Source organism: Streptomyces sp. NBC_00075 (genome assembly GCF_045041225.1).
GTDB classification, from domain to species: Bacteria; Actinomycetota; Actinomycetes; order Streptomycetales; family Streptomycetaceae; genus Streptomyces; species Streptomyces adonidis.
In genome coordinates, this window is the sequence record NZ_CP108243.1 from 7,435,917 (window position 1) to 7,462,345 (window position 26,429).

A 26,429-nucleotide genomic window follows, 5' to 3' on the forward strand; every position below is an offset into this window, starting at 1 on the left:
ACTGATGTCCCTGCCACATTCGCTCGCAGCCCGCACCCGATCCCTGATCCATCGCCTTGCCGACGACGACCGCGGGGTCACCACGGAGCACGTCATCTGGATCGCGGGCCTCTCCGCTCTCGCCCTCACCATCGTCGGCATCTTCGGCCCGGAGATCACCGCCGCGGCGAAGAACGTGGTGTTCAAGTAGGCCGTGCTGACATGAAGTTGTTCACTGAACCCGGACAGCAACAGCGTGGCTGTCGAGCAGCCTGCGCCGGAACTTGCCGTCGCACGGGACTCCTGCGGGACGAGCGGGGAGCGGTCACCACCGAGATGGTGATCATCATGCCGGCACTGCTCACCATGGTGCTGCTGCTCGCGCAGGCCACTGTCTGGTGGCACGCCGTCCACATCGCCCAGGCCACCTCCGCCCACGCCCTGGCCGTCACCCGCGTTCAGGACGGCACCGCCGCCGACGGCCAGGTCGAGGCCCGGCGGGTCCTCGACCAGCTCGGCCACGGACCGCTGCAGGGCACGGACGTCACCGTTACCCGGACAACCGACCGTGCCGAGGTCCAGGTCACCGGAATCGCCACCAGTGTCGTTCCGTTCCTGCACCTGCCGGTGCGCACTCATGCGTCCGGCCCCGTCGAACAGTTCCGCCCGCCTGCCCAGGGGGCGCCGTGAGACGCCCTCCGCGCACCGCTGATCCAGGCGCGGTCGAGCGACGGTGGCAGCACGCCGACGGCCGAGGCGCCCGACTGCAGCATGACGCGCGCGGATCGGTGACGGTCGAACTGGTACTGACCATCCCCGTCCTGCTGCTGATGCTGTGGTTCCTGGTCTACTGCGGGAGGTTGTCCGACACCCGGCTGCAGATCGAGGACGCCGCCCACCAGGCCGCCCGCGCCGCCACTCTGGACCGCACCCGGTCAGCCGCCGCGGCCGACGCCCGCTCGACCGCGGCCTCCGCCCTGAGTGACGCTGGCGTCACGTGCCAGAGCCTGTCCGTCACCACCCGAGGAACCCTTCAAGCCGGGTCCACCGCCACCGTCACTGTCTCGTGCACCGTCGGCTTGCACGACTTGGCTCTGCTCCAGGTACCGGGCACCACCACGCTCACTGCCGAGTTCGCATCACCGGTCGACGTCTACCGCTCGACCACCACGACCGCAGGAGGCGGCACATCGTGAGAACGCCGTACGGTCTGTCGCCCCGCCTGCGAGGCCTTGCCCATGACGAGAACGGCCAGGTAACCCCGTTCGTCGTCATCCTCGCGCTCGCGATCGTGATGTTCGCCGGCCTCGTCCTGGACGGCGGCCTCGCCCTGGCTGCCAAGGTCCGAGCTATGGGCGAAGCCCAGGAAGCCGCCCGCTCCGGCGCCCAGGCACTGGACCTGGCCGCGTACCGCGACTCCAGCACCGTGCGCCTCGTCCCTGGCCAGGCCCGCACCCTGGCCCAGACGTACCTCGCTACCACCGGCGACACGGGAACGGTCACCGTCGCCGGGGACACGGTCACGGTGACCGTCACCGCCCACCAGAACACCCAACTCCTCGGCCTGCTCGGCCTTGACTCCCTCACTGTGACCGGCACCGGCTCCGCCCACCCAGCCCGCGGTATCACCACCCCCGAACCCTGACGAGGCCCGGCCATGCCCGCACGCCGACACCCTCTCCGCCCCGGGCCAGCCCGACGCGGCGCCGACCTGGTGTGGCGCAGCGCCCACCTGCTGCGCGGTCTGCTCGCCACCGGGGTACTCACCGCTCTCGCCGTCGGGATTCCCTGGGGCCTGGCCTGCTACATCGGCTGGCCGCTCCCGCACCACGTCCCCACCTGGCCCGAGTTCGAAGGGGCCCTGCTCGCCCCGATGAGCACAAACTTCCTTCTCCGCACCCTGGCATGCATCCTCTGGCCGGTCTGGAGCGCATTCGTCTTCGACGTCGCCCGCGCAACCGCCGACGAGATCCGGTACCTTCCCCGCCCCGCCATATCGCACGCTGGCCCGCTGAACGCCCTGGCCACCGTGCTCGTCGGAACCATCATCATGGCTATGCTCCCCCAGCGGCCCACCACCCCCGCAGCCGCCGCTCCAGCCTCTGCCGCGACGAGCACCGTCATCACGGAGAGCAGCTCAACGCTCCTACAGACCAGGCTGGTTGCCATCGCCCGGCCCGTCACCGCACAGACGCAAGGCCGCAGCCACGCCACCGGGACTGTCGAAGTCGAGTCGCCCCACGCCGGCATCTACGACAGCCTGTGGCGCATCGCCGACCGAGCCCTCGGCGACGGGAACCGCTGGCCCCAGATCTACGCACTCAACCGCGGCCGCCCCCAGCCTGACGGACGTACCCTGACCACCCCGAACCTGATCCGCCCCGGCTGGATACTGCGCCTGCCCGACCATCCGCGCGCCCCCGGCACCCGCGATCCCGGACACCGAGAGTCTGCCACCCCGGCACCGGAATCTCCCCACCCACCGCACACCAGTGCCCCCACCACACCGAACCCCACAGAATCACCGGACACCTCGCCGCCCACCAGCACAGAGCCACCCGGCGCCACACCTTCGGCACCGCACTCTCCCCCCAACGACTCATCGCCGCCCCTGCCTTCTCATGAGTCCCCCCGACAGCCCGGCATCAGCCTGCCCACGGGAGCGTTCGTCGGCATCGGCCTCGCCGCGCTGATCACCGCCGTCCTGCTCACTGTCCGACGCCGCCACCGGGTGCGCTACCGTCCCGGCAGCGGCGAACGCGACGACCTGACCATCGCCCCCGTCGTACGCGCCCTGCGCCTCGCCCACGACGACTCAACCCGCACCGACGACCCCGACGACGCACCTGCCGACGCCGACCGGCCCGCACATCCCCGCCAAGCCCTTCCCCGGACCCCGCAACCGACCGACGAGAACGTTGTGCCGGCCGCGCCCCTACCTACGAACGAACGGGTCATCGGAGTCAACGACGGTCAGGCAGTCGCGTGGAACATTGCCCGAGCCCGCGGACTCGGCCTCATCGGCCCAGGAGCCCTCGACGCCATCCGCGCCCTGCTCGTTGCCCTGCTCGCCGAACCCCGTTGCTCCACTACCAGCGCTGTCGAGATCCTCATCCCAGCCTCCGACGCTCGCACGCTTCTCGGTGAACACCCCAGCCACCTTGCCCGACTACGCGTTGTCGACGACCTCGACGCGGCGCTGGACACGATGGAGGCCGAACTCCTCGCCCGCACGCCCACGGACGCTGGCCCCGGCACCGTCCCAGACGAGGCCGGCCCGCCCGTCGGAGACCTCGTGCTCGTCGCTACCCCGGCTCCGCACGCCGACCGCCGTCTGCAAGCCGTCCTCGACAACGGATCCACACTCGGGCTGGCTGGCGTTCTCTACGGACAATGGCGCCCCGGAGGCACCGCCCGCATCCGGCCCGACGGCACCGTCGCCGCAACCAGCTCCTCCGTCGCCGACCTACTCACAGGCGCCCGGTTATTCACTCTGCCCACCAACGACGCCCAAGCACTGCTCGATCTCCTCCACGATGCGCAACCAGCGCAACACCCCAAAGCCCAGCGGCCTCCGGCCGCCCCGCCCATGCCACCACTTGCATCCGACCGGCACGACCTCGATACCGAAGCGCACACTCCCTGGCCTGCGCCTGCGAGGCCCCGCCGTGGCCTCGCCTACGGACCTGCTTCTCGCCCCGGGGCCCAGCAACCGCCGCCCTCGGACGACCGCGGGCACCCAGTTGGCCCTGAGAATGCGCAACGGGAAGAAGCATCCGCGACAACACGTGATGGCGATCCAACACCAGCAAACGTAAGATCCCCGGCTGTCCACGTACCAGACCGTGAACACACATTTCGGAAGACTGACGACGGATCCGGCCTTTACACGCGGCTGACCGCCGAAGGCCGCCCGACCGAGCGAGCTCCCTCGGCCCCACGGCCGCTGCAGCTGGCCGTCCTCGGCCGCGTACGGCTGACGCATCATCAACCCGGCGGTGGCGAACACGCCGATCTGAGCCCCGCTCTCGCCCCCAAGCAGCGTGAAGTCCTCGCCTACCTTGCGCTCCACCGCGACGGAACCCGCCGTGAGGCCCTGACCACCGCCATATGGCCGGATGCGCCGCGAGACCGCCCCTACAACAGCTTCCACGCGACGCTGAGCCAGCTACGGCGGGCACTGCGCACCGCGACCCACGACGTGCTCAGCGACGTCACCGTCCATGCCGACGGTCACTACGGCCTGGACCGCGACCAGGTCACGGTTGACCTGTGGCACCTGCAGGACGCTCTGGAGAACAGCCGCCACTACACCAGCGAGCACTACCACCGCACTGCCCTGGAACACGTTGTCGAGCTCTACGGTGGCGACCTTGCCGGCGATCTGTCCGCGGAATGGATCGAAGCTCCCCGCGAAGCTCTCAGACGCGATGTGCTGGACGCTGTCAGCGCTCTGGTTCGCATCCTGCGCGACGACGAGCCCGAGCAGGCACTGGCCCTCCTGGAAAGGGCTCGCACCCTGGATCGCTACAACGAAGCCATCTACCGCGACATCGCGCGGTTCCAGGCTCACCTCGGCCAGCAAGAAGCGATTCCCCGCACCCTCACCCTGCTCACCACAACGCTCGCCGAAATCGATGACGCGCCGAGCCAGGAAACCGTGGACCTGTGCGACTTCCTCCAGCGTTCCCGGTCGGCCAAACGCATTACGGGCGGCAGAACAGCCGGCTGACGATTCCGACGACCTGAGCCGCCTCCTCGCACCTGCGATGCGGGGAGGCTGCTCGCGATGTCGCAGCGGTCGGTGCAGAATCCCACAGCGCGAATCAGCAAGGCAGCGCTCGATGCCGAACAACCCCGCCACTGTGCTCAGTCGCCCCCTGATTTCTCAGCGCGTCGCCGCTGCCGAGCGTGTTCCACGAGGTCTGCGTTCGACTCCGCCCATACGACAACTGGCACCATCGCGGTGAGTAACTCTTTTGCCGGAGGAGTCAACTCGTACGCTGAACGGTAGGGGAATTCGGTTTCCCGGTTATGTTTGACGAGGTCGCCCTGTTCCAGGCGTCGAAGGGTCCGGTTCAACGTGCCGTCGCGAAGGTAGTTGTGCTTTTTACCGGGCCAGCCACTGCCGTTCTGCTTCGACTGAATGGCATCGAGAAGAATCGTGTAGTGCAGGGGTCCGCCATGAAGAGTCACGAGGACGTCCCACGTCCATTCGCCACTTATCAGATGCCGGACGTCGTGAATTCCCTGCAGAAATCGATCGCTATCTGCCATCGGGAATTTCTCCGGGTTTCGCTGAAGATACTCGCTGCTTCCGTCACGCTGCCGTCCTTGATCGCCGTCTGAGCCGCGTCTCCGCCAGCGGCCTATGCGATCGGGCACGAAATCCTCCCTCTGGGATAGCCGTAACGCGATCTTGCCGAACCGGTCGTCACTGTGCCTCTTCATCTCGTTTCGAAGGCAGGAGGCGAGGGCGCCGCCCGCGGGGATGAGACAGAACACCGCATAGGAGTCTTGGAAGGCGACACCTGCCACACAGACGATCAGCCTGTGCATCGGGCACTAGCGGTAGACGTGCCCGGCGATGGCGGGTGCCGAGACCCTGTCACGAAAAGCTCCTCTTGTGCGAAGGAAGGCCCCGGGCCTGGTTCCCGGTCGGCGGAGCGGTGGTGCCGCTGGCCGGTTGATGGGTAGTAGGCACGGCGGTGGGCCGGGGGATAACAGTTGCTGCCTCTGGCATACACCAAGGCACCGACGTAACTTCAAGGTCAGTGCGCGGAGCTGCAGTGCAGAGGTGTTGGCCGTGAACGGGTACCTTTCGTTTGAAGCAGACACGACGCTCAAGTCCGCAACGCCAGCCCAGGCATCACCGTTTGCGGGCAACCCCCACATACAACGGGATCTGCTCACCCTCGCTGTGCTGTTCCCCTGGCCCCGGGTGCCAGAGGGTGGCGAGCTCTATGCCAGGGTCGACAAGCTCAAGGCCCTCAAAGAACCTCGCAAATTCACTGCGCGACCGTACTTGCGCGGGAGTTCCTCCCTTACGGTAGACCTCGACAACGCGTTCCCAGGTCTCGGGATCAAAATCTCCTGTCGTGTGGGAGAGCGCCAAATAGCTCCCAGGCGCCAGTGGCTTTAGCAGCTCACCTACGATTCGGTAGGGATCGTCCTCGTCGGTCACGAAATGCAGGAGGGCAACCAACGAGAGAGCGATCGGCTGTTCGAAGTCCAGAATCTCCTTTGCTGCTGTGAGGATCCTTCCTGGCTCCTTCACGTCGGCGTGAATATAGGCAGTACGTCCCTCTGGCGTGCTGTGGAGAAGTGCCTCGGCATGCCTGAGGACGATCGGGTCATTATCTGCGTAGACCACACGGGTGCTGGGCGCGATGGCTTGGACGACCTGATGCAGGTTCGGCTCGGTCGGTATTCCGGTACCGATATCGAGGAATTGATGGATTCCTCGTTCGGCCAGTAATCGGGAGGCCCGGTGCATGAAGTCGCGGTTGACTCGTGCGCCCTCTTCGATGGCAGGGAAGTGGGATTTTACCTTTTCTGCGGCTTCCCAGTCGACGGGATAGTTGTCTTTGCCGCCGAGGTAGTAGTCGTACATGCGGGCCGAGTGGGGTTTGCTTGTATCGATAGCGTCCGCACTGATTCCTGAATCTGTCACTTCGATCCTCCGATGCTGCATCGGCGTGATTCTAAGGTTTCGGTTATTTGTGGCTGGACAATGTTCTTGCGGGCTGCTGTCTCAAGCGACAAGGAAGTCCGCCATTCCGGCCTTGGCCGCCCCAACGAAGGCGGAAATCGCAGAGGGGGTCCAGATGAGAGCCGGGCCCTCCGGGTCTGTCGACTGCCTGATCGCCACGTGTCCACCGTCAAGTTTTTTTGCTTCGACACAGTTGCCGTTGTTACTGCCGCTCCACGGCTTGTGCCACCCTTCAGTCCCCAAATCCCTTGCGGCGTTCATGGCGTGCTTCATCGTTCTAGCTCCTTGCGGACGTCCGAGAGGAATCCCCTGGTACGTCCCTTGGACATTGCTTGGGTACTCATCCGGTCGAACACCTCACGGTGCAGGGCAACTTCCTCCCGCTCCTCGCTGTAACGGGCGCTGCTGAGGTTGTCCGTGCCGACGATGTCCGGGAAATCCGGCATCGGGAGACGGAATAGAGTGAAAGGCCCGAACGCGCCTGGGTGCAGCCCGGCCGCGAACGCCAGCACCTGAAGTGTCACGTGCGGAAGGTCCATCACCTCGATCAGATGATCGACTTGGGCCTTCATGACCTCAGGCTCGCCGGCCGGACGCCGCAACACGGTCTCGTCCATGATGATCCACAGCTGAGGCGGAGGCGGATCCTGACGGGTGAGCAGTGCCTGGCGCTCCATGCGAAGCGCTACGCGCCGTTTCAGTTCGTCCGGCGTCGGGCGGGGACGGTTCAGCCGCAGAACATCGCGGGCGTAGCCCTCGGTCTGGAGGAGGCCCGGAACGACGTGGGGTTCGTAGCCCCGGATTTGGGTGGCCGAGGTCTCCAGACTGACGTGGACGGCAAACCAGCTCGGCAGGGCATCACGGTAACTCTGCCACCAGCCGTGCTCGTTGGCTTTCACCGTGAGGGTGAGGAACTCCTCCATCTCGGCTTGGCCGACCTCGTAAAGCTCCAGCATCGCCTTGACCGTTGCCCACTTCAGGGTGACTCTGGCCTGTTCCATCCTGATGACCGTCGTGTGGGCAACGTGCAGTCTCCCGCCGACGTCCTGTGCGGAAAGGCCCGCGGTCCGCCGCAACTCCTGTAGCCGTCTGCCCAGGACCATCTGCAGAACGGTCGGGGCAGAACGCGGTGCGCTCACGCCGTATGCCTCCTTGACGCCCGGTCGTCAGCAGTGTGCCACGCCACACACGGCACGGGACAGGGTGCACACATGAGATGTGCACTGTGCAGACTGATGGGTTGCCAAGTTACTTGCGAGGCGAGCATAGTGACGAGGTGACCAAGTTCACCCGTGTCCAACGGCAGGTGCCGACCGCGCGTAAGCGGTGCACCGCGCCGCGGGTGGCCCGCCCTGGATGCTGTGCACCGTGCGCCTCAGATGCACCATGTCCCCCTGCCCGCAAGACTCATGGCGGGGGATCGCGTCACAAGCCCGAACTCGCAGGCTGGTGGCCCTCATTGACTTCCCCGGGACCGCGAGACCGTCACGGTCCTCGCAGCGCACGGTCTCGCGAGGCATCCGCCCCACGTTAGGAATCAGTCGTGGCCTTGTCCGACGCCACTACAACGGGAGCCCCACCTCCTGTACTTGAGGGCACCGCACACCGAGTTGTCTTCGACCTCCCCGCTGACGGCCAGGCCGTCGGAGAGGCCCGTCACCTCACCCTGGCACACCTCAGAAGCTGGGGTATCGGTTCCGACGGCTGCGACACGGCTGTCCTCGTCGTGAGTGAGTTGTTCACCAACGCCGTGATCCACACGAGCAGCAAGACCGTCACGTGCAGCCTGGGAGCGACGTCAGACCAACTGCTGATCCAGGTCCTCGACGACGGCAGCGGTCACTCCGCCCCCAACTTCCAGAAGGCCGGCCTCCGTGACGAGGGGGGCCGCGGACTGATACTTGTCAAGAGCATGACCGAACGCTGGGGGGTGGGCCGAGTCGTCTGGGCGACGCTTCCGGTGGCCGAGGGACAAGAGTGAAAGAGCCTTGGGGTCGACATGCCCAACATCCCACCGAACAGGGTCACTTGGCTGCGCGTAATGCCTGCGCGCGCTGCGCCGTGTGCCCCGGGTGGTCCTGCCCTCGGCTGACGAAGGCCTGTTGATCAGCGATCAGATCGAGCTTGCCGGGTCGTGACACCCCTTCCCGCTCCAGCCCGATCTGATGCCGGAGTCGGTCTCTGCTCCCATCGACTTGTTCTGAATGAGACATCAATTTCGGGAAGGCGGATCGTGAGCCAGCTGATGGACGAGGACTCACGACGGCTACGAGGGATTGATATGGCCCTCGACCTATTCCGAAATCGCTGGACGTACCCTGTCCTGACCGTGCTCAGCAGCGAACCGCTCCACCCTGCACAACTGATCGCACGGATCAACAAGGAAAACGCGAGCTACGTGGACTTGGCGAGGATGCGAACCCTCCACGAGAAAACACTCTTCGAAACACTGCGCCGGATGGAGTCGCAAGGGCTCATCGCCTGTAAGAACATAGCAGGCAGACCCGGAAGCGCCACTCAACGGGAGTTGACCTCCATGAGCCGGGAACTGCTGATCTCTATGCATCGCATGGCGGAGTGGGCCAGTGACTACCGCGATCAACTCACCATCACTGTGCGGGAGCATGAAGAACCTTTACAGAGAAACCCAAGCCTTGCAAACTCTGGAGTCGCAGGACCACCTTCGCTGACACCGGAACAGAGCTCCTGGCGGAGTATTGGAGTCGCGTTGACAATCCTGCGTTTGCGGTGGAGCTTCTCAGTAATCTATCAACTCAGTCATGGACCTCAGCACCCCACCGGAGTAGCTGCCGCGATCAACGCCAGAGTCGATAAGAACCGCGACATTATGGGAAAACGTACCCTGTCGGCAAAGGTCCTCTGGGATACCCTGCATCGACTGATCGATGCTGGACTTGTCAACCATCAACCGCGAGCCGGCCAGTTCGCTTCAACTGCACAATGCACCCTGACAGCGCGTGGCTACTCTCTCCTCGGAGCCCTTTCACCCATCGGTACCTGGGCAACCGGCCACGAGGAACACCTCACTGCGACCACCCGCAAGCGCCGCGGATTTATCGACCTCTCTGCACCTGGAAAATTCGCAGGCTAATGGCACCTCGCGGGAAATGAACAGTGGTCTGCCAATAAGGGTTCCAATTTCGATGCTAATTCATCTTCCAATGCGTCTGCCTGCTAGGTCGGCAGCCTCCGTGGCCCTCCTTGGTGCAGGTGACTGCCGCCACGGCCACTTCCAAGGCTGTGCGCAACTGTGGTGCCGGTAGGCGCATCAACAGACGGGGCGGGGTTGGGGTGGGTGACATGTGAATGATGGTGTTTTATTTTTGGTTTTTGGATTGATCCTGCTCTGGTGTCTTTAAAATGCTTGGTTCGATTCTGACTCCCTCCTCCTTCACTTGCCCTGAATTGAATTGCCGACCGTGCTGCCATTCGCCTTTATGGGTTACCCCTTTTGGTGATGTTGACCTATCTGCTGGTTCTGGATTCCTGTAAAGAATAGGGAAAGGTTAGTGGTGGCTCTTGAATTGAAGCGAGAAAGCGCGAGAATGGAAGGGAAGGGACGCGGTACAGAGGGTACGCGTCACGAATGATCGGAGAGGATCGTGAGCGATCTTCCCGCAAATGGGATACAGGCGAATAAGCCTGTGGGAGACGTCACGGCAGAGGACATGAAACGGGTGACGTCGGAGGACTTTACGGAACTGCAAAGGATCGCGCGCGGATACTGCCGCACGGTCGATTCCACTCGGTCCCGTAAGCGGATGGACGGAAGCGCGACCGTGGTGCGTAGCGGGTCCGCACTGTACGGAACGGATGACGTGAGCGACGATGTCACTCAGGATGCCGTTTTGATCTTCACGAAGCGGCTGCGCGAAGTCATCGCAACCTGCGAGGCTTCGGCGGTTTGGGTGGAAACCCGTAAAGTGTGCGCATGGCAGTACATTCGCAGGGACGGGGAAACGATCATCGTGACCCGTGGAAAGCTCCATTATTGGGCGGTGCGAGATGCTGCCGCGCGCAACGGGTACCGACTGGACGTCAAACCGGAGCCAATAGATGTCACTCCGGGCGCACAGATCACGCGCGGAATCCCGCACGCGGACAAACTGTCCACCCTGGCAGTAACGCCGTATCTGTCGGGGCAGAGCGAAACGATCTTCCGGTCTGCGTGGGGTGACGGACGTGAGTTCCCGGTTTTGAGCACGATCCTGGACATCGCGAAGCAAGCGGATGATCTCGGTCGTACCAGTGTGCTCGGACAGACCGCGCAAGATCTGTACGGCGGACCGCGTCACTCGTCATCCAAAGTACAGCGCACGCGTGACGCTGCGGTCAAGGAATGGCGAGCGTTGACCGCGTCCCTTGACTCTGTGCGCGACGAACTGGTCTACCGCAGCACCGAGCCGCCGCACACGGCCTGATAACGGGCAGCTGTAAGGGTCCCTGAGGTTGAATCCCAGGGACCCTTCGCGTTGTCCCAAGCGGCGATGTATGCGTCTGCACCATGGGCGGGATTCGATGGCGTTTGGCGGTCCCGGGCATGGGTGGGAACGACCTGTGACAGCAACCGATCGCCGCAACACTCGCGTGATTCCTTGAATGCCGGACGCGCGGCAGACTCAGCTGTTCGGTCGTATCTTTGCGCGCCGGAAGATTCTTGAAATCATTTTCAATGATCGGTATTTGGACGGTCCGACGCCCCGTATATAGGTGAGAGCGCGTAACGGCAGCAGTCGAACGCGTGAATGCCAGTCTGCCGTTTCCTGTCAATTGCTGGACGGGAATCGGTAGACGTTAATGGTTCTCGGCCGGCCGGGCAGTCAATGCGTGTGTCTGGGCGCAATTGGGTGCGCCTTCGCATGCCCAAAAAGATCTTCGACGATCAATCCCCTTGATCGGTAATTGGGGGTTTGGGGATCTGTATTTAAGTGGCATGCGATACGGGCGCCGCAGCCTACAGGTGGCGCATCCGTTCGCCTCTGATTTTCCGGACGGTAAAGAATCTTGCGGAAATTCTCGCTTGAGCGGTAATTGGGCCGTCCGGGGAGTCGTATTTGAGTGAGAGCGTATTGCGCTTTCATGGACGGAGGAAAGCGTGATTGTGTTTGATGGCGCTACGCGTACACGAACCAAGATCGGCTATTTCGTTGGCAGGAGCTTGCCGTTCTTCGCTTATCTCGGCGGAATGCTGCTCGCATTGGTGTTCGGGTCGAAGTGAATTACTGCGTGGTATGGGTGACAGCCCGGCTCCTGCCCGGGCTGTCACCTGCCTGCTGTAGTCGCATGATCGAGGAACCGTGACTCGCCACGGCGAAAGGGTGGCGGTCGCTGCGCAACTCGATCAAGTGTCCCTATTTCTGGTCAGGTGGGGAGCTGATCATGAGTGACACCACGCTGGTTACCAGCGACTTAATCAACCTGTATGACGCTGCGCTTCTGTGCGGCGGCTTCACGGTCCGGCTCAACGCGGACGGAACTATAACCCCGGCGGCAACCGGGTTTGCCGTGTCCGCGACTGACGAACGACGGTCTGTCCCGGTCGACGTACCGTTTGCGGACTTCGCATCGGTCGTTGAACGGCTGCGCACCCTATACCCCACCGCGAACGCCGTTGGGGGATGGGTGGACGGCCAGTGGTTGTACCTGGACCCGGTCGAGATCATCGACGACCGGTCCAAGGCGGAGTCCCTCGGCCGTCTGCGGAATCAGATCGCGATCTACGACCTGTCCGCCTCCGAAGAGATCAGGCTCTGAGCCTGCCCGTGATCAACGGTTGCTGCACCGGCCGTTGTTCGCGGGCAGGACCAGAACCGATCTGGGGAGGCGATCATGAAACTTGTCTCATGCACCACCGGCCAGGAGATCACCCCCGGCGCGACGCTGCACATGCAGTCCGGCCCAACGGCGGGACGGGCGTGGCGCTTTGAGCACATCGTCGAGCGGCCGGACGGCAGTCACCACGTGCACGTCACGCGCGCCAGCGGGAAGTTGGGGCGTGTGCCGGGACAGTACCACCCGGTCCTGTTCGGCTGCGAGATCGCGGTGGACATCACGTGGCGCCAGAACATCCGCAATACGGTACGGCATGCGTGGACCAAGGCTGACGACTACCTGATGGCGGGGGTGTTCGCCCTGGTCCCCCTCGCATTCTTCGAGCACTACCAATGGGCCGAATCGATCACGTCGGCGTTGGGGTTCGGCGGTCACTGATCTGCCGGAGTATCGGGCGCGCTCCATCGGGGTGCGCCCCCTTGCTCTTACAGACGAGAGCACATCCGTGCCGGTCGGACCGGTTGCGGATGCGTAACCCAGGGACCGAGGAGAAAGGCCATGGAAGCCCAGCAAGTTGCCGACCTGATCAACCAGGTCAGTTTCCGCCCAGGGTGGGAGTTCCGGGCAGACGTGATGGCTGACGGAGCGCCGCTCGTGATCGTTCAGGCACTCGTCGAGACCGTCAACTCCGACCGCGACCAGGCACTCAGGGGCTACCCGGAGAAGATCCTCCTCGTGCCCGAGGCGATCATCGACGCAGCTGAGTACGTGATCGCCGACGATCTGTACACGGCCATCTTCCAGTGGATCATCGATCTGGAGATCCACGAGTGCCGTGAATTCTTCCGGGTCGGCCCGGACAAGGACGCGCCCTTCCACCCCCACCGCCCGGAGGGGCAGAGCGCGTGGGACGCGATCGTACGCGAACCGGTCGCCGAGGATGCCGGGGCATGAGCCGCGATCGCGCGTGGCACCTGATCGGTTGGCTCGCCCTCAGCTGTCTTGTGCTGCTGAACGTGGCCCCCGGGCTGTTCGGCATCCACTGAAGCCCATCGCTCTGCTCCCCGCCCCCGCTCCATGGTGGGCACAGCGTGATCCACGTCGAGGGCACGCGGCGGCGGGCAAGTTCACCGGGGCCAACTGGCCCCGCTCGCGCCGTAGGCCAGTGCGGACGGCGGATGAGAGTTTCGCGCCGCCCGATTCACGGTGTACTGGAAGCCAAGCGCTGCGGGACCTGCCCCGGATTGCATTCTCTACGGTTCGGCTGGGCATCGCGGAAGCCTCTGCCGAGTGAGCGAGTGGCGAACCACCTCTGCACGCTGCTCAGTACCCCGGGGGACATGATCCGTGCTCCCGCCTGCGGATTCCTTCACGGTCATCGAAACGTGAGCATGGCTCACAGGCGACCGGTCCCCGCAGCAGCGGGCGAACCCCTTCCGCAGGGTGAACCGTCTTGCACCGGACCCTGACGCGGCGCGTTCGACGCGCTGCCCACACGGACCCCCGCACCCCCTCAATTCCCCCCCACCCGGAGGGGGTGCGGGCTAGGCCAGAGGCACCGCCTCTGGCCGCTCATCCCTTGGATGAGCGCCCCAAGTACCGCTGGCGGGGATGCCACCCCGCTTCTTCCGTGTCTCGGACACGGTGCCCGGCGTCTTGGCGGCCCTCACCGTCCCGGTCTTGGAGAGGACAGGACCATGCCTAAATTTGCGACCCAATCGTGGTCGGTGCGGAGGGCACTGGCTGCACGCGAGCCGTTCGACACTTACGGTGCCTTCCGAGCCACCGACGAGCGCAGCTACTGCGTAGGGCGCCTTCCGGAGCAGTGGGCCGACCGGTACAGGTCGGACGCGGAGGCCGGACGCATCGTCTATCAGGTCTACAGCTACAGCACCCCCATCGCATGGGTGCTGGACGACGACTCGGTCGTCATGCCGCAGGTGCGCTACTCGCCTACTACCAGCAGCCATCAGGGGCTGCTGTACGCCCTGGACAAAGCCCCCGACACCTTCCCGCAGGACACTCCGCGAGAGCCCGCCTTCGCGCCCACCCAGGCGCCCGGAAGCTGGGACTGGCCACGCGCCGACGGCTACCCCGTGGGCGGAGAGGGTCGGAACGGGCGCGGCTGGAGCTCGCGCCTCGACCGGCCGGAGGAACCCGTTCACGTGGACTTCGCGCCGGTGCGGATGGAGTACAGCGAGAGCTACAGCGTCCGTCAGGGCTGGGCCACGTCGTACGACGTCGGTCCCGCGTCCGGCGTGGAACAGGCGGCGTGACCATGAGCTACACGATCGAAATCACCCGCCACGTCGTGAGCTACCGCACCCGGGCCGGAGTCACCCCTACCGGGGGGCGGTACGGCGGCGGGTGGATGGACGGTGCTTCCCGAACGATCGAGCCGCCGTTCACGACCTGCGAGACGTACGACCCCCGCCTTCCGCTTGCCCCGGAACAGTGCGCGTGACGCGCTGCCCGACACAGACTCCCGCACCCCCTCAACTCCCCCCACCCCGGAGGGGGTGCGGGGCCAGGCCGGGGGTGCCGCCATGCCGGGCGGCGCTCCTGGCCCATCTCGTGATCTGAAGGAGAGGACGAGATTGTGAGTACAGAGGAGATGACCGAGGTCAGGGTCGAGATGACAGTGACCGAAGAGGTGACCTACGACTTCCCGGTCACCGTGGAAATCCCCGCCGAAGTAGCCGACGACCCGGAGGCCCTGACGGACTATCTCGCCGAGAACGAAGACTTGTGGCTCGACGACCTGCCGATCGATGCGAGCAGAGGCTCGCTCTCGGTGAATGAGCGTGATGTGGAGGACGTCAAGCTCCTGCCATCCACTGAGGCTGCGTGCTCACCGTGAGCCCGTTCGCCCCGTTGACGCCCGAGCGCTTTGACGCGCCGCTGTACGAGCTGCCGCAGGAGGAGTGGTCCGAGGAGCCCCGGGACTTCACCGTCACCGTGGCCGGACCCGAGAGGTTCGACGGGGAGGAACCGTACACATACGTGGTGCGCGACCACACCGTGGAAGCGGCCTGGATCCAGGCCCTGACCTGGCACATGCGCGAGAACGAAACCCTTGACGCTCACGTGATCGCGTCCGAGTCGCACGTGGGGCTCCCGCCCGCCGACGCCGGGTACCACTGGAACGACCTGCGACCGGAAGGTCAGTCGGCCGCGATGAACAGGACCATCGCGCAGGCCCGGGACCTGATCGCACGGTACGAAGCGGCTATCGCCGGTTTCCGCGCCGAGGACGGCGAGGACATCGACCCGGAGCAGTACGGCTCGTACGACGAAACCCGAGCCGACTTCGGCGAGGAAGCCATAGACCTGGTCAGCAGCCTGGCCATGGCGGCTTGAGCGTTCGCGACCACGGGTCACCGGCGCCGAACCTCCGTCCAGCTCCGCCGCGAGTAGCCGTCAGGACTAACTCGGCGACGACACTCCGCACCCCGCTCACTGCACGTGCCCGGGCAACAGGACCCGTGCGCGGTGCCAGTGCAGCCCGCGATGGTCGGCGATTCCGTGTCAGCACACCGCCCTTTCGGCCGCCAACCAAAGCGTGTGGCGGTCATACGTCGCCCACCCCTCACCGATTCTGCCAACTACCCGGAGGTGTTCCGCCATGAGCATCGCTGACCGTGCCGCATCCGCCTATGAGCTGCTCCGGCAATACTCCACCCATCCGGTGATCTCTGAGCACCGCGTCGCTGACATCGCCCGGACCGTCGTTCGCCTGGCCGCGCTGCTGGGCGTCGATCCCGCCCAGGTGCAGCCGAACCACAACTGGGACTACCTGGCGCTGCCTCTGACTCCGCTCACTCTGCACGCGAGCGATCCGGAAGACCCGGAGCGGGTCTACACCTTCTCCTACCGCGATCCGCTCTACGACGACGAGCCGTTCTTCCTGCTCAGCCCGTGCCCGCTCTGCGAGGCCACGGTGCCGCTCGCCGAGATCCGCAGTCTGGCGGACCTTGGGGCCTTCCTGGCCAACGGGCCAGCTCCCCTCCGGGACAACGGGATTCTGCCCGGGAGCTACCCCGATGAATTTGACCGGGACCCGGCCCACACATCCAAGTGCCCCTACCGCGAAGGCGACTGCTGAGCGAGCGACGCCGGCTGCCACGCGAGCGTACGGCGCACCGCACCTGTGCAACCCCAGCGCCCGGGCCAAGCACCGGCGATCAGCGCCGGACGCCTTGGGACCGGCCCAGCCATGCCCGCCCAACTCCCGGAGGGAGGAAGCCGTGATCCCCATAAACGTGTCTCCCGAGACACGCGAGCAGTTCGTCCGCAACATCATCACCGCATGGCATTCCGCCACTTCGGAGCAGCAGCAATGCGGGCGTACCTGGTACCGCACCGCCCACGAACTCGCCGCGATGATGACCGACGGGAACCCGCGAGCGGGTGCCGGCGTCATCGCCGCCCTGTCGGCGAACAAGTCCTGGCCGGAGAACCTTCGCTTAGCCCGCCAGGCATGTGAAACCGGCCTCAAATCCGGGCACTTCACCGACGCCCTACACAAGGCCGCCCAGATCATGGCCGGAGCAGACCCGGCTGACGTACTCCCCATGGAACGGAAGACCGGGCAGTTCTTCCGTCTCATCGCCAACCCGGACGACCCGGACGCCGTTGTGATCGACCGCCACGCGCACGACATCGCCGTCGGCGAGACGTACGGGAACCGCGACCGCGGCCTGTCCAGCGCCGGACGCTACGCCCTGCTCGGCCACTGCTTCCGCGAAGCCGCCCTGCGACTGGATGAGCTGCCCAGCACGGTCCAGGCAGTCACCTGGGTCGCCCACACCGAACGCATCGCAGGTACCGGAACCCGCAGCTCTCGCCGCGCCGCGTGACGACCTCCGCGACCGGTGCTCCGATCCGGAACCCTGAGCCAGATCTGTCAGGGTCCTGCGACCGGTGCGGACCTCTGCTCCGAATCCGGTCCCGATGGCGTCGGAAAGCAGGGCGGACCAATTTTGCCCAAGGTCGGTATTCGGGCGACTTCCGTCACCGTATTCAAGCGACCCCGAACGCAAGGCCCCGTCGACCCGCCACTCGCACGGTGGGCCTTCGCGGTAACGGCGGCCTTGGCCAAGACCCGGCGGCGGCTTGGTCTGCATTCCCCGCCGCCGGTTTCCCGCCCTGGTCGTGCGGGGGATCCCGGCCTCCCTTCCCCGGGTGCTGGGCGCGCTCAGGAAAGGGGGGCCGACCGTTTGTCCCGTAGCGCCCCACGCCCGCACGCCTGCCCCGTACTTTCCCCAGATCGGACGGAGCCGGGCGTGCGGGTCTGCGGCCCTACGGGCCTGCCCTGGCCCTTGCGAGTCTGTGGAGAGGAGGCCACCACGCATGGCCAAAAGCGCGACCGCGCTGCTCCGGGAGGCACAACAGCTCGGCGCGATGATCCGAGAAACCGTTTCGAACACTCCTGTGCGCCACGCGCCCCGGAGCACCCACGATCCCCGCCCCTGGGTGCTCCACGAACCCAACCGCGGCCAGGACTTCCGGCTGACCGGACGTGCGTGCACCGCCACCTTCCCCGACCAGGTCCGCACAGTGCCCACCGATCTGCCACCGGCCCCGGCCAAGGAGTACAACGGCCCGGCAGACGGGAGGCGTTGACGGTGCCTGCGGATATCTCAGTTTCTGGTCTACCCGTGGGATGTCACGTGCCGTGCCCTTGCCATATCCGTCTGACGAGCGGCGCTCAGGAGGCCCTCGGAAACCACATCCACAAGCAGATCACGAAGGAGTCCAACCATGACGACTGACGTCAACGCCGCGTTCACGCAGGAGAAGGAAGACCAGATCGAGGCCGTGCGCGAGGAGGCGCGCGCGTTCCAGGAGCGCATCGACCGGGGCGAGATCGCACCGATCGGCGACGACCGCTACCGCGTCCTCACCGGCTGGGACGCGGGTGAGACCTTCTCCGTGCAGCGCAACACCGAGGGGCGGATCGAGCAGATCCTCGCTCAGCATGGGCTGGACACCTCCACCGGTGGGGCCGCCCTCTATACGACCACCCCGGCCTGGCACGGTCTGGGCGCCGTGATCCCCGGCGGGATCACGGACATCGACGAGGTGCTGAAGCTGGCTCGGATCGACTGGGAGGTCAGCAAGCGGCCTGTGCTGTACGAGTGGGACGACGGCATCCGCGACGCCGTCGACCGCTACGTCACCGTCCGCACCGACGGAGGCGCCGCCCTCGGCACTGTGGGCGATAGATACGAGGTCTTCCAGAATCGGCGTGTCTTCGAGTTCCTTCAGGACCTGGCGCAGCGCTACGACGTGGTCTGGGAATCGGCCGGCGCCCTGCGCGAGGGCCGGAAGGTCTTCGTGACCATGCGCATCCCCCACTCGCTCGTGATCGACCGCGGCGGCCTGGACGACGAGATCGTCCTCTACCTCGCCGCGATCAACTCGCACGACGGGACGTCCTCGGCCGAGTCCGTCGTCACGCCGTGGCGGATCGCGTGCGGCAACACTGAGCGTTTCGCGACCCGGGACGCCGTACACCGCTGGGGCATCCGGCACACGAAGGGCGGCCTGACAGCCCTGGAAGAGGCCCGCCGCACGCTCGGCCTGACGCTCGACTACGCGAAGGCCTTCGAGGCCGAGGAGAACACGCTCGTCCGCACCGACCTGCTGATCGACGACTTCCACAAGCTGATCGACGGCCTGTGGACGGTCGACGAGGACGCCAAGGACCGGGCCAGGTCCTTCGCCCAGCAACGGCACGACGAGCTGGAGGGCATGTTCCACGACGAGGCCCGGAGGCTGGGACGCACCGCGTACGCCGCAGAGCGCACCATCACCGACTACCTGGACCACCGGATGGGCGTCGTGCCCCGCAACCTCGGCGAGGACCTGGCGCGCGCCCAGCGGTCGCTGGAGGGAACGAACGACGACCTGAAGTCCAAGGCCCACCGAAAGCTGCTGCTCCTGGCGCGGTGACCTAGACCGCAGTGCCCGTCCAGGGCGTGTAACCGGGCGGGCGGCTCTGCCAGGGCCGGTAACTCAACTGCAGAGAAGGCCAGTTAAACGGCCGCTGGGTGCCGGATCGATCCCGGCCCACGGGTTTGGCCCGCCTTGCGCTCCGCTGCTAGACCCAGATCTCGTGCTCGTTGCGGTAGTGCGGCCAGGGCCTCCCAGCCTGCCGTGCGGCGAGCACATGTTTGATGCCTGCGATCCATGAGCCTGGCTGGACGAGTTCGATCATGTAGCGGTCCAGTTCGGAGCGGCCCATTTGCAGAGTCCAGCCCGGGGTCATCGTCAGGCCCCCCGGCAGTGGCACGGCTCGCAACTGTTCCTGCTGGTGGATCTCCATGACGACCTGGCCTGGCTTCAGGCTTGCCTTCCCCGACGGGAGGACCCAGTGGGCATCCAGGCCGGCCACCTGGAGAAGACCGGCCAGCGCAGGCCCAGAGGTTTCCACGACCATCGCAGCGTAGTCGCCGATCAGCCGAGCGCAGGCCACAGGATGCAAGGGATAGTTCGCCCACGGTACCCGCAGCGGATCACGAGCTGTGCTGTCCATGCTGGTGAAGTGGATGTTGTGAACCTCGCGGCCCGCCGCGATACCAGCGCGCTCCAGCGCGGCACCCATGGTCTGCTGAAGTCGCTCGTTGAACCGCGTGGAGGGAAGACCCTGCTGGGCACATCCGAATTGGTCAATGACGTACAGGGCCCGGCTGCCGGGTACGGCGGTGGCGTAGACGCCCTCGGCCGCGGCTCGCTCAAAGGCCGAGCGCAACATGTCCAGGTGCGTGCGCAGTGGCAGGTTCAGGTCGTGGAGGAGCTCTGCAGTGTTCTCACCCGGCAGCGGACCGCCCTCCAGCACCGAGGCCCTGGCCTGGTTGATCCGCCGGATCTGGGCGCTCTTGCGGTTCTTCGGATTGGTCTTGATCTCTTCGGTTTGAGGAGGACGAACGCGGTCCCACACCGTGATGTCGCCGATGCGCAGGCAGTTCGTCAGGTCATGCAGGAGGGCGAAGCAGCCGCTCTCCTTGAAGACTCTCTCGACGCGATCGAGTTCTGCCTGCAGTCCTGCTTTGCCGTACATCGGTCCGGGTGACTCGTTGCGGCACAAGGCGAGGATGAACGGGCGGTGGAAGCCGAAGGCCCGCCAGGCCAACCCGTCGCCCACGGAACGCAGTTGGCGAGCCAGCCGCTCGTACACATCATGCTCGAACCGCCAGGTCGCCACGTCACCAAAGTCGCGACCTGACTGCGGCTCGGGGGCCTCCGGCTGGGGCGGCTTCCCCTTACGCACCCGGTCCGCGGCACGCTTGAGCTCCCTGCGGGCCTTCTCCACCTCCAGCAGCCTGGTGATCAGGTCCCGCTGGAAGGCAACGCCAGCCTCCTCCGTCGTACAGTCCCGCAGCTGCTGGATGAGCGCGGCCAGGACGGGCTGCATCTCCTGGTGCCGCGGGTGCGCCAGCATGTCGTCGGGGTCGTAGTAGTCGGCGTCGAACAGGCTCATCCGGCCAGTGTGACGATCAGCTGGCTATCCTGCTCCGGTTTTTCCAGGCTTCGGAGGAAATAACCCATGTAAGCGGGCTCTACGGGATCACGAAGGTCACGCTGTACCGGGCTCGCGTCACCGCGACGTACAGCTTGAAGCGACCGCCATCAGCCAGCTCGGACTCCCGGTTCCGGTAGTACTTGGTGATCGGCTGAGTCGGGAAGATCAGTACCCGGTCGAAGGTGCACCCCTTCGACTGGCCGAAGTTCATGGCATCGAGTCCCTGAGTCCTGGTCCGCTTGTCCCACCTCAGCACGACCGGCTCGTACTGCTCGACGTACCCCTCCACCTCGGCCGGCGTGATCGCAGAGACACCGTCGTGGCCTGTGATCTCGGTGTTTTTGGAGATCGTTCGCGGCAGGTCCGGGAAGAGGCCGTCAGCAAAGTCGCAGATCGCCTGGTTGCATCGATAGCTTTCAAGCCGGTGCTCGATCTCGCAGATGTCCTTGCGCTCGTCCAGCCAGTCCGCGATGCCGCTGCCCTTGTACCGCTTGTTCTTGGTCGAGTTGTTCGTAGCGAAGGTGGCTTGTCTCGGGTCCCCGACGACCGTGATCGCGGCAGACGATTTCAGCAACAGGTCGAGGATTTCGAGGTCGTAGCCGGCGAGGTCCTGGACCTCGTCGATGTAGATCTGGTCGTAGATCTCGGTCAGCCGGCCTACGACCTTGCCGCCGCTCCGCTGATCGGCCTCGTAGGCGAAAGCGGCTACAGCGTCACGGAACATGTCGCCGTTGGTGTCGAGGTAGTACTTCTTGACGTTCGTCTTGGGGATGAACTTGTTGCGCTCCCCTACGAAGTTCAGTCCGCGCATCACTCCCACGTCGTCGAGCACGGCGCTCTGGTACGGGCGAGCGCACTGGTTCAGCAGGAACGTGAACCAGGTCATGACCGTGACGTGCTTCGGCAACAGCCCCGTGCCGGCGCTCAGCCGATCAACCAGCTGGTTCATGTTCTCGGTGGTGTAGGTGGTTACGAGCACACGTTGGCTCGGGTCGCTGAGAACACAATCCACGATGTGCTGGGTCTTGCGGGAGCCGGCCGCGGCCAGGACGGCCAGGTTGTTATGCGACGGCATCGGCGATGTACCCCGGCATGGTCACGGCCTCCTCGGCCTCGAAGATGGCCAGCGCGACGGTGGTCTTGCGCGCCTTCATGTACGCGAGCAGATCATCATCCGTGGCGAAGGTCGTTCCGAAGATGCTGTTGAGCTTGTCCCGGCCGTTCGCCTTGAGCAGCTGCGGTTCCAGCGTCGGGAAGTTCGCGTCCTCGCCCACATGCACCGAGATGTTGAGGAAGCCGCCGAAGCTCGCGTACCGTGCCTTCACATCCGCGACATCCTTGCCGTCGTTGTCGGTGACGACCGAGACCTGGTTCTGCTCCAGCAGCGACGCGATGTCGAGGAACCGCTTGAAAGACAGCCCGCGGATGTTGATCACGTCGACACCGTCTTCGACCGGCAAGCAGCCGTGCACATCACTGTAGGCGCGCTGGATGACCAGCTCGTCGGAGGGGCCCTCAACAAGAATCGAGCGGCGGGCCAGGACGACGCGCAGCGTGTCGTAGCCGGACAGCTTGCGGAAGTAGTCCTGGGTGTCGGCCGGCAGGCTGCTCAGGCGGAAGCCTTGCTGGGCGGACAGCAGGACGAGGTTCTCCAGACCCAGCTTGTTAAGCACGTACGAGCTGTGGGTGGTGATGAAGACCTGCTTGTCCTCGCACTTGGTGCTGATCTTGCGGATCAGCTTGCCCAGGTTCGGGAACGACAGGTGGTTCTCGGGCTCCTCGACCAGGACGATGTGCGCGTCCTCCACCTGCTTGTTCAGCGCCAAGAGGATCTTCAAGGTGCTCTGCTCGCCCTTGCCGACGAACTGGAACGGCAGATCGTCGAGGTGGGGCACGATGTTGCTCTCCCAGTTGGACTTCTGGGAGACGTCGATGGCCAAGGTCAGCTCTCGATCGCTGACCTCCCGCGGAGCACCGCGCAACTTCCGATTGATCTTGACGATGGAGTCATCGTCGGCAAAGTTCTCCCGCAAGCTGCGGTACGCGCGGGCCAGCTCGACGCGCTCGCCGGCCTCCAGGTGCGAGCTGATGATGCCGTTGAGGTAGTAGTCGACGCCGCTCTGGAGGTGGATGTTGGTGGCGTCGATCAGGGATGCCGTGGCCGGGATCCGGTGGAAGGTGATGCCGTTGCCCCCGAAGTCGAGCCAGTCGACCTTGTAGTACTCCGTCGGCACCAGACGGACCTGCAACGGGTCCTTGATGAACTCCCGGTATTCCGCCTCGTAGTCCGGGTTCAGCGTGGCCCGGATACGGACACCGGATTCGTCGCTCTTGAGGAGGTTGTTCGTCCCCTTCAAGGTGGCAGGCGCTGCCTTCCCATCGAGGAACAGGTCGATGATGATCTCGGGCGGCTTGGCCTCAAGGCCGTCACGCAAGGCCTCGATGTACTCGTCGACGACTGCCTTGTTGAACAGGTACGGCGACAGCTCCTGCGCCAGGAGTCGGCCCCGGATCCGACCCGTCAGGGCCAGGCCGATCGCTTCGAGGAGTGTGGACTTCCCCCGGTCGTTGTCGCCAACCAAGATGTTCATCTGCGGGTCAAATTCGAGAGTGAAGTCTCGAAACGTCCGATAATTCTTGATGACGATCTTGGTGAGCACACTTCCCCCGGGTTACACATGTTCCACTTCATGATCACCCGACGTTTTGGCGAGCCCAAAGCGCATAGCAGTGGCGGCAGTTGTCATACATACCTACCGATGCAGCCGGGATTCAGGAGAATAGCAGCCGCACCGTCCAGCATGGCCAGAAACGGCCAAACCGGCTATTTTAGAACTTTAGTTCGACAAGTCGACGGGGGTCGGCCCACACCCCGACACGATCGAAGTTCGGCCCAGCAGCCACAATTCCCCTCATGGACGCAGCACTTGCAGGGCTGGTCGGGGCGCTTGGCGGAGGCGTCATCGGGACCGACGGCGCCTGGGGCGCGGCTCTGATCGACTTCCGTGCGGCTCGCTACCAAGCCGACACGTAGGCGAAGAGCAGTCGTGAGCAGTGGCTACGCCAGAGCTCGGCTTCGGGCACAACAACTGCGGCTCGCTGTGCATCCGTGGCGGTCACCGGCGCTGGGCACACGTACTGGAGGTCTTCCCCGAGCGGTACGCGGAAGCCGAACGCCAAGAGCAACAGCTACGAGCTGAACTGGGCGACGTGGCGATCCTGCGCGCTGACGCTGACCGAATTCTGCGAACGCCAGCAAGCCTTGCAGAGTGCCTCGGCGGCATGAGACCTGGCCTCGGAGCCTCCGCGAAGCAGACCAGAGCCGAAAAGCCCGAGATCGAACTCGACCACGATGGTCGTGGAATGGCCTTCGCGTGGGCCAGTTGAGAGTTCGAGGACTGGTCCAAACGGGACTCGGCGGGAACCTCTGCATGATCGGGAATCGGCCGGATCCGGGCGACGTAATTGGGTGAGGTGTACCACGTTCGGGCGCCACCCACGCGGACCCGCTGCCCACCTTTTCTTCCCCCGTCGCCCCGCGGGTCCAGCGCCGCGGAACAAGCGCACCCCTGAGACCAGCGGCCCGAACTCGCATGTCCGGTTCCGGCCGCTCCCAGGGTCGCACTCCGAACCCTGTTCTACGGAGCGTGGCCCATCTACCTGGTTGCGTAGCTCAGCTGGTAGAGCGCCGATCTTATAAGTCGTTGAGGTCGCGGGTTCGAGTCCCGCCGCAACCACTCTCGACCAAGTCACCCGAGGAGGTCCGTATGGGCCTCAACTTCCCACATGTTCCGGCCTATTCGACCCCGACCACCGGAAGGAGAACTCACTCCTATGACCGCTCCCGCGTACCGCTTCGACTCCAGAACCTCGCGCTGGCCATGACGCAGGCCCGTGACCGCGTCCATGGTGCCGAACTCCGCCTGGCCCGCGTCGCGTGCGCGCGCATCGCTGCAGCAGTCGGCGACCTCCTCACCGACGACGCCCCCCGCCCCGATGCACCGTTCAGATACCCGGTTCGACCGGATTGCCCCCCGTGATCGATGGGTCAACGGCATCTCACCGCTCGGGATGGCCTGGGAGCTTAGGCAACCGGGGAAGGGGAACATCATGTCCCTCCTGGTCAAGCTGCTCAGGCTGCCGGCGTGGTCGGCAAGCTGGAGGAGATGACCATTACCGTTGAGTTAGTGGATGACGGCGGCGAGGGCGTCTACCGCTGGCTGCTGGACGTCGCGGCCCCCACCCTGCCGAAGGTCGTGACACTGAGCGAGGTGATGGCGCTGCTGGGAGAACCGGATCTTCGCCGGGCGGGGACCGAGGCGACCGAGTCCGCCGTCGCTATCCTGAAGAAGGCGGTCCAGGCAGCCAAGCACGCCGTCCACCGACTGTCGGACCACGTCGAGGCCGGCATCGACCGGGGTGGCAACTGACCTGCAGTGCTGGGCTCCGCCGGCGTCCCGAATGCGGGAGACTGCCGGGGGAGCCTGGAGGTAGGGACAGTGAAGATCGATTTGGCTCAAGCCCGAGCCACAGTCAAAGAACTGGCCGAAGAGCTTGAAGCGCTGGACGGGACGGAAGTGATTGATAGGCCGAGCCGCGCGGCACGTCTCCAGAACAGCCACACCAGCCGCACGCTGCTGCGCCTGTCCCACCTCGGTGACCGCGTCTCCGTGGAGATTATGGGCGTGTACCACGACTTCAAGCTCCGGGACGATCCGCCGCAGGCAGGTGATCGCTGACGTGAACCAGGACACCGAGAGCTTGCTGTTCGACGTTGCCGGCCGACTGGAGCGGGCCATCATCGACCGGGACTGCCCGGCGATGGTGGCGTTGCAGGGCGACCGTACTCTCGTGCTGTCCGACTACGACTATCTGCGCGACGAGCCCACTGCCGCGGCGTTCGAGCATCGCGCGGCGGAGAGAGCCCGGGAGATCCACACCTCCCGCTTCGTCTTCGCCGTCCCGCAAGTCTGGGTCGACACCGACGACACGGTCCAGGCGCGAGCGGTGTCCAACCACCCGCTGCGCGAGGACGAACGTGAAGTTATCGCCTGGATGAGTTACGACGCCCACGACGGGGTGGACTACGGATTCGTGCCGTATGTCCGCCGGCCAAATGGGGAGCCGATTTTCGCCGACCCTGAAGTCTTCACAGCCCTTGTCCGCCCCCGTGGGCAGGCGCCTGGCTGGACCCTGCTGCGTGCCCTCATGGAGGACGGCACCGAGCCGACCGACACGTTGTAGTCGTTCGGCCCTTCCCTGCTACGGGACCGTAGTCCTGCCGCAGGGCGCAGTACTCGATGGGCACCTCTTCGTTCGCGACCTCGCAGAACCTGGTCCGGCGGACCGTCCGACGAGTTGCGAGTCGACTTCCTCGTGTCCGCGTCGCCATTGGTGTGCCATGGGTAAGGGTGCTGT

29 protein-coding genes and 1 tRNA gene are annotated in these 26,429 nt (G+C 65.1%); 23 read left to right on the forward strand and 7 right to left on the reverse strand.

Annotation, left to right across the window (positions count from 1 at the left end):
* Positions 1 to 4 precede the first annotated feature (4 nt).
* The 5 genes from OG787_RS32555 to OG787_RS32575 all read left to right on the forward strand — a co-directional run bounded on the left by OG787_RS32555 (position 5) and on the right by OG787_RS32575 (position 4,711).
* Positions 5 to 190, forward strand: coding sequence for a hypothetical protein (locus tag OG787_RS32555; protein ID WP_405537551.1), 186 nt, complete (start codon positions 5 to 7; stop codon positions 188 to 190).
* Positions 191 to 201: 11 nt separating this feature from the next.
* Positions 202 to 669, forward strand: a complete 468-nt coding sequence (locus OG787_RS32560) for a TadE/TadG family type IV pilus assembly protein (RefSeq protein WP_328285710.1) — start codon at positions 202 to 204, stop codon at positions 667 to 669.
* The gene (locus tag OG787_RS32565) at positions 666 to 1,175 is read left to right on the forward strand and encodes a TadE family protein (protein WP_405537553.1); all 510 of its coding nucleotides are present in this window, start codon (positions 666 to 668) and stop codon (positions 1,173 to 1,175) included. Before OG787_RS32560 ends, OG787_RS32565 begins: the two co-directional genes overlap by 4 nt.
* Complete coding sequence (locus OG787_RS32570) at positions 1,172 to 1,624, forward strand: pilus assembly protein TadG-related protein (RefSeq protein ID WP_235478831.1); 453 nt, start codon at positions 1,172 to 1,174, stop codon at positions 1,622 to 1,624. Before OG787_RS32565 ends, OG787_RS32570 begins: the two co-directional genes overlap by 4 nt.
* A 69-nt stretch (positions 1,625 to 1,693) precedes the next feature.
* On the forward strand, positions 1,694 to 4,711 hold the full coding sequence (locus tag OG787_RS32575) for a hypothetical protein (RefSeq protein ID WP_405537554.1): 3,018 nt from the start codon (positions 1,694 to 1,696) through the stop codon (positions 4,709 to 4,711).
* 137 nt (positions 4,712 to 4,848) lie between these two features.
* On the opposite strand, the gene OG787_RS32580 is transcribed toward OG787_RS32575, so the two are convergent.
* The 4 genes from OG787_RS32580 to OG787_RS32595 form a co-directional block, all read right to left on the reverse strand.
* Positions 4,849 to 5,538, reverse strand: a complete 690-nt coding sequence (locus OG787_RS32580) for a winged helix-turn-helix transcriptional regulator (RefSeq protein ID WP_405537556.1) — start codon at positions 5,536 to 5,538, stop codon at positions 4,849 to 4,851.
* Between the two features lie 310 nt (positions 5,539 to 5,848).
* Entirely contained in the window at positions 5,849 to 6,673 is an 825-nt protein-coding gene (locus tag OG787_RS32585; RefSeq protein ID WP_405537558.1) for an SAM-dependent methyltransferase, read from the reverse strand.
* 60 nt (positions 6,674 to 6,733) lie between these two features.
* Positions 6,734 to 6,964 (reverse strand): DUF397 domain-containing protein, encoded by a 231-nt coding sequence (locus OG787_RS32590; protein ID WP_405537559.1) that lies wholly within the window; start codon positions 6,962 to 6,964, stop codon positions 6,734 to 6,736.
* On the reverse strand, positions 6,961 to 7,830 hold the full coding sequence (locus tag OG787_RS32595; protein WP_405537561.1) for a helix-turn-helix domain-containing protein: 870 nt from the start codon (positions 7,828 to 7,830) through the stop codon (positions 6,961 to 6,963). The genes OG787_RS32590 and OG787_RS32595 overlap by 4 nt, the downstream gene beginning before the upstream one ends.
* A 404-nt stretch (positions 7,831 to 8,234) precedes the next feature.
* Here OG787_RS32595 and OG787_RS32600 point away from each other — a divergent pair, with 404 nt between their 5' ends.
* From OG787_RS32600 to OG787_RS32665, 14 genes are all read left to right on the forward strand, one after another.
* Positions 8,235 to 8,672: an ATP-binding protein gene (locus OG787_RS32600; RefSeq protein ID WP_405537563.1), complete on the forward strand. Its 438-nt coding sequence runs from the start codon at positions 8,235 to 8,237 to the stop codon at positions 8,670 to 8,672.
* A gap of 252 nt (positions 8,673 to 8,924) precedes the next feature.
* Positions 8,925 to 9,803 carry a winged helix-turn-helix transcriptional regulator gene (locus OG787_RS32605; RefSeq protein ID WP_405537564.1) on the forward strand — a complete coding sequence of 293 codons (879 nt, stop codon included), beginning with the start codon at positions 8,925 to 8,927 and terminating at the stop codon, positions 9,801 to 9,803.
* A 511-nt stretch (positions 9,804 to 10,314) separates the two neighbouring features.
* Positions 10,315 to 11,133: a hypothetical protein gene (locus OG787_RS32610; RefSeq protein WP_405537565.1), complete on the forward strand. Its 819-nt coding sequence runs from the start codon at positions 10,315 to 10,317 to the stop codon at positions 11,131 to 11,133.
* Positions 11,134 to 12,091: 958 nt separating this feature from the next.
* On the forward strand, positions 12,092 to 12,466 hold the full coding sequence (locus tag OG787_RS32615; RefSeq protein ID WP_405537566.1) for a hypothetical protein: 375 nt from the start codon (positions 12,092 to 12,094) through the stop codon (positions 12,464 to 12,466).
* A gap of 75 nt (positions 12,467 to 12,541) precedes the next feature.
* The gene (locus tag OG787_RS32620) at positions 12,542 to 12,922 is read left to right on the forward strand and encodes a hypothetical protein (RefSeq protein ID WP_235478841.1); all 381 of its coding nucleotides are present in this window, start codon (positions 12,542 to 12,544) and stop codon (positions 12,920 to 12,922) included.
* A 120-nt stretch (positions 12,923 to 13,042) separates the two neighbouring features.
* Entirely contained in the window at positions 13,043 to 13,438 is a 396-nt protein-coding gene (locus OG787_RS32625; RefSeq protein WP_235478842.1) for a hypothetical protein, read from the forward strand.
* Between the two features lie 743 nt (positions 13,439 to 14,181).
* Positions 14,182 to 14,760, forward strand: a complete 579-nt coding sequence (locus tag OG787_RS32630) for a hypothetical protein (RefSeq protein WP_405537567.1) — start codon at positions 14,182 to 14,184, stop codon at positions 14,758 to 14,760.
* Between the two features lie 2 nt (positions 14,761 to 14,762).
* A complete protein-coding gene (locus OG787_RS32635) occupies positions 14,763 to 14,948 on the forward strand; it encodes a hypothetical protein (protein WP_405537569.1) in 186 nt (61 codons plus the stop codon).
* 135 nt (positions 14,949 to 15,083) lie between these two features.
* Complete coding sequence (locus OG787_RS32640) at positions 15,084 to 15,344, forward strand: hypothetical protein (protein WP_405537571.1); 261 nt, start codon at positions 15,084 to 15,086, stop codon at positions 15,342 to 15,344.
* The gene (locus OG787_RS32645) at positions 15,332 to 15,844 is read left to right on the forward strand and encodes a hypothetical protein (protein WP_405537573.1); all 513 of its coding nucleotides are present in this window, start codon (positions 15,332 to 15,334) and stop codon (positions 15,842 to 15,844) included. The genes OG787_RS32640 and OG787_RS32645 overlap by 13 nt, the downstream gene beginning before the upstream one ends.
* A gap of 265 nt (positions 15,845 to 16,109) precedes the next feature.
* The gene (locus tag OG787_RS32650; protein WP_405537574.1) at positions 16,110 to 16,589 is read left to right on the forward strand and encodes a hypothetical protein; all 480 of its coding nucleotides are present in this window, start codon (positions 16,110 to 16,112) and stop codon (positions 16,587 to 16,589) included.
* Positions 16,590 to 16,731: 142 nt separating this feature from the next.
* A complete protein-coding gene (locus tag OG787_RS32655; RefSeq protein ID WP_405537576.1) occupies positions 16,732 to 17,343 on the forward strand; it encodes a hypothetical protein in 612 nt (203 codons plus the stop codon).
* A 493-nt stretch (positions 17,344 to 17,836) separates the two neighbouring features.
* A complete protein-coding gene (locus tag OG787_RS32660; protein ID WP_405537578.1) occupies positions 17,837 to 18,109 on the forward strand; it encodes a hypothetical protein in 273 nt (90 codons plus the stop codon).
* A 138-nt stretch (positions 18,110 to 18,247) separates the two neighbouring features.
* On the forward strand, positions 18,248 to 19,441 hold the full coding sequence (locus tag OG787_RS32665) for a DUF932 domain-containing protein (protein WP_405537580.1): 1,194 nt from the start codon (positions 18,248 to 18,250) through the stop codon (positions 19,439 to 19,441).
* A 148-nt stretch (positions 19,442 to 19,589) separates the two neighbouring features.
* On the opposite strand, the gene OG787_RS32670 is transcribed toward OG787_RS32665, so the two are convergent.
* The 3 genes from OG787_RS32670 to OG787_RS32680 all read right to left on the reverse strand — a co-directional run bounded on the left by OG787_RS32670 (position 19,590) and on the right by OG787_RS32680 (position 23,671).
* Complete coding sequence (locus tag OG787_RS32670; RefSeq protein ID WP_405537582.1) at positions 19,590 to 20,969, reverse strand: hypothetical protein; 1,380 nt, start codon at positions 20,967 to 20,969, stop codon at positions 19,590 to 19,592.
* Between the two features lie 79 nt (positions 20,970 to 21,048).
* Positions 21,049 to 22,086 carry a UvrD-helicase domain-containing protein gene (locus OG787_RS32675; RefSeq protein WP_405537584.1) on the reverse strand — a complete coding sequence of 346 codons (1,038 nt, stop codon included), beginning with the start codon at positions 22,084 to 22,086 and terminating at the stop codon, positions 21,049 to 21,051.
* Positions 22,073 to 23,671, reverse strand: a complete 1,599-nt coding sequence (locus OG787_RS32680; RefSeq protein WP_405537585.1) for an ATP-dependent nuclease — start codon at positions 23,669 to 23,671, stop codon at positions 22,073 to 22,075. The genes OG787_RS32675 and OG787_RS32680 overlap by 14 nt, the downstream gene beginning before the upstream one ends.
* 1,002 nt (positions 23,672 to 24,673) lie before the next feature.
* On the opposite strand from OG787_RS32680, the gene OG787_RS32685 reads away from it, so the two are divergent.
* From OG787_RS32685 to OG787_RS32700, 4 genes are all read left to right on the forward strand, one after another.
* Positions 24,674 to 24,748, forward strand: a tRNA-Ile gene (locus OG787_RS32685).
* A 408-nt stretch (positions 24,749 to 25,156) separates the two neighbouring features.
* Complete coding sequence (locus tag OG787_RS32690; RefSeq protein WP_405537586.1) at positions 25,157 to 25,441, forward strand: hypothetical protein; 285 nt, start codon at positions 25,157 to 25,159, stop codon at positions 25,439 to 25,441.
* Positions 25,442 to 25,510: 69 nt separating this feature from the next.
* Positions 25,511 to 25,750, forward strand: a complete 240-nt coding sequence (locus OG787_RS32695) for a hypothetical protein (protein ID WP_405537587.1) — start codon at positions 25,511 to 25,513, stop codon at positions 25,748 to 25,750.
* A gap of 1 nt (position 25,751) precedes the next feature.
* Positions 25,752 to 26,255, forward strand: coding sequence for a hypothetical protein (locus OG787_RS32700; RefSeq protein ID WP_405537589.1), 504 nt, complete (start codon positions 25,752 to 25,754; stop codon positions 26,253 to 26,255).
* Positions 26,256 to 26,429: the final 174 nt, after the last annotated feature.

Excerpts from the sequence above, each read along its gene's own strand:
- OG787_RS32585 (WP_405537558.1), bottom strand. The coding sequence starts at position 6,673 with ATGCAGCATCGGAGGATCGAAGTGACAGATTCAGGAATCAGTGCGGAC.
- OG787_RS32670 (WP_405537582.1), bottom strand. The coding sequence starts at position 20,969 with ATGAGCCTGTTCGACGCCGACTACTACGACCCCGACGACATGCTGGCG.
- OG787_RS32625 (WP_235478842.1), top strand. The coding sequence starts at position 13,043 with ATGGAAGCCCAGCAAGTTGCCGACCTGATCAACCAGGTCAGTTTCCGC.
- OG787_RS32580 (WP_405537556.1), bottom strand. The coding sequence starts at position 5,538 with ATGCACAGGCTGATCGTCTGTGTGGCAGGTGTCGCCTTCCAAGACTCC.
- OG787_RS32590 (WP_405537559.1), bottom strand. The coding sequence starts at position 6,964 with ATGAAGCACGCCATGAACGCCGCAAGGGATTTGGGGACTGAAGGGTGG.
- OG787_RS32665 (WP_405537580.1), top strand. The coding sequence starts at position 18,248 with ATGACGACTGACGTCAACGCCGCGTTCACGCAGGAGAAGGAAGACCAG.
- OG787_RS32650 (WP_405537574.1), top strand. The coding sequence starts at position 16,110 with ATGAGCATCGCTGACCGTGCCGCATCCGCCTATGAGCTGCTCCGGCAA.
- OG787_RS32620 (WP_235478841.1), top strand. The coding sequence starts at position 12,542 with ATGAAACTTGTCTCATGCACCACCGGCCAGGAGATCACCCCCGGCGCG.
- OG787_RS32630 (WP_405537567.1), top strand. The coding sequence starts at position 14,182 with ATGCCTAAATTTGCGACCCAATCGTGGTCGGTGCGGAGGGCACTGGCT.
- OG787_RS32660 (WP_405537578.1), top strand. The coding sequence starts at position 17,837 with ATGGCCAAAAGCGCGACCGCGCTGCTCCGGGAGGCACAACAGCTCGGC.
- OG787_RS32635 (WP_405537569.1), top strand. The coding sequence starts at position 14,763 with ATGAGCTACACGATCGAAATCACCCGCCACGTCGTGAGCTACCGCACC.
- OG787_RS32675 (WP_405537584.1), bottom strand. The coding sequence starts at position 22,086 with ATGCCGTCGCATAACAACCTGGCCGTCCTGGCCGCGGCCGGCTCCCGC.
- OG787_RS32555 (WP_405537551.1), top strand. The coding sequence starts at position 5 with ATGTCCCTGCCACATTCGCTCGCAGCCCGCACCCGATCCCTGATCCAT.
- OG787_RS32560 (WP_328285710.1), top strand. The coding sequence starts at position 202 with ATGAAGTTGTTCACTGAACCCGGACAGCAACAGCGTGGCTGTCGAGCA.
- OG787_RS32615 (WP_405537566.1), top strand. The coding sequence starts at position 12,092 with ATGAGTGACACCACGCTGGTTACCAGCGACTTAATCAACCTGTATGAC.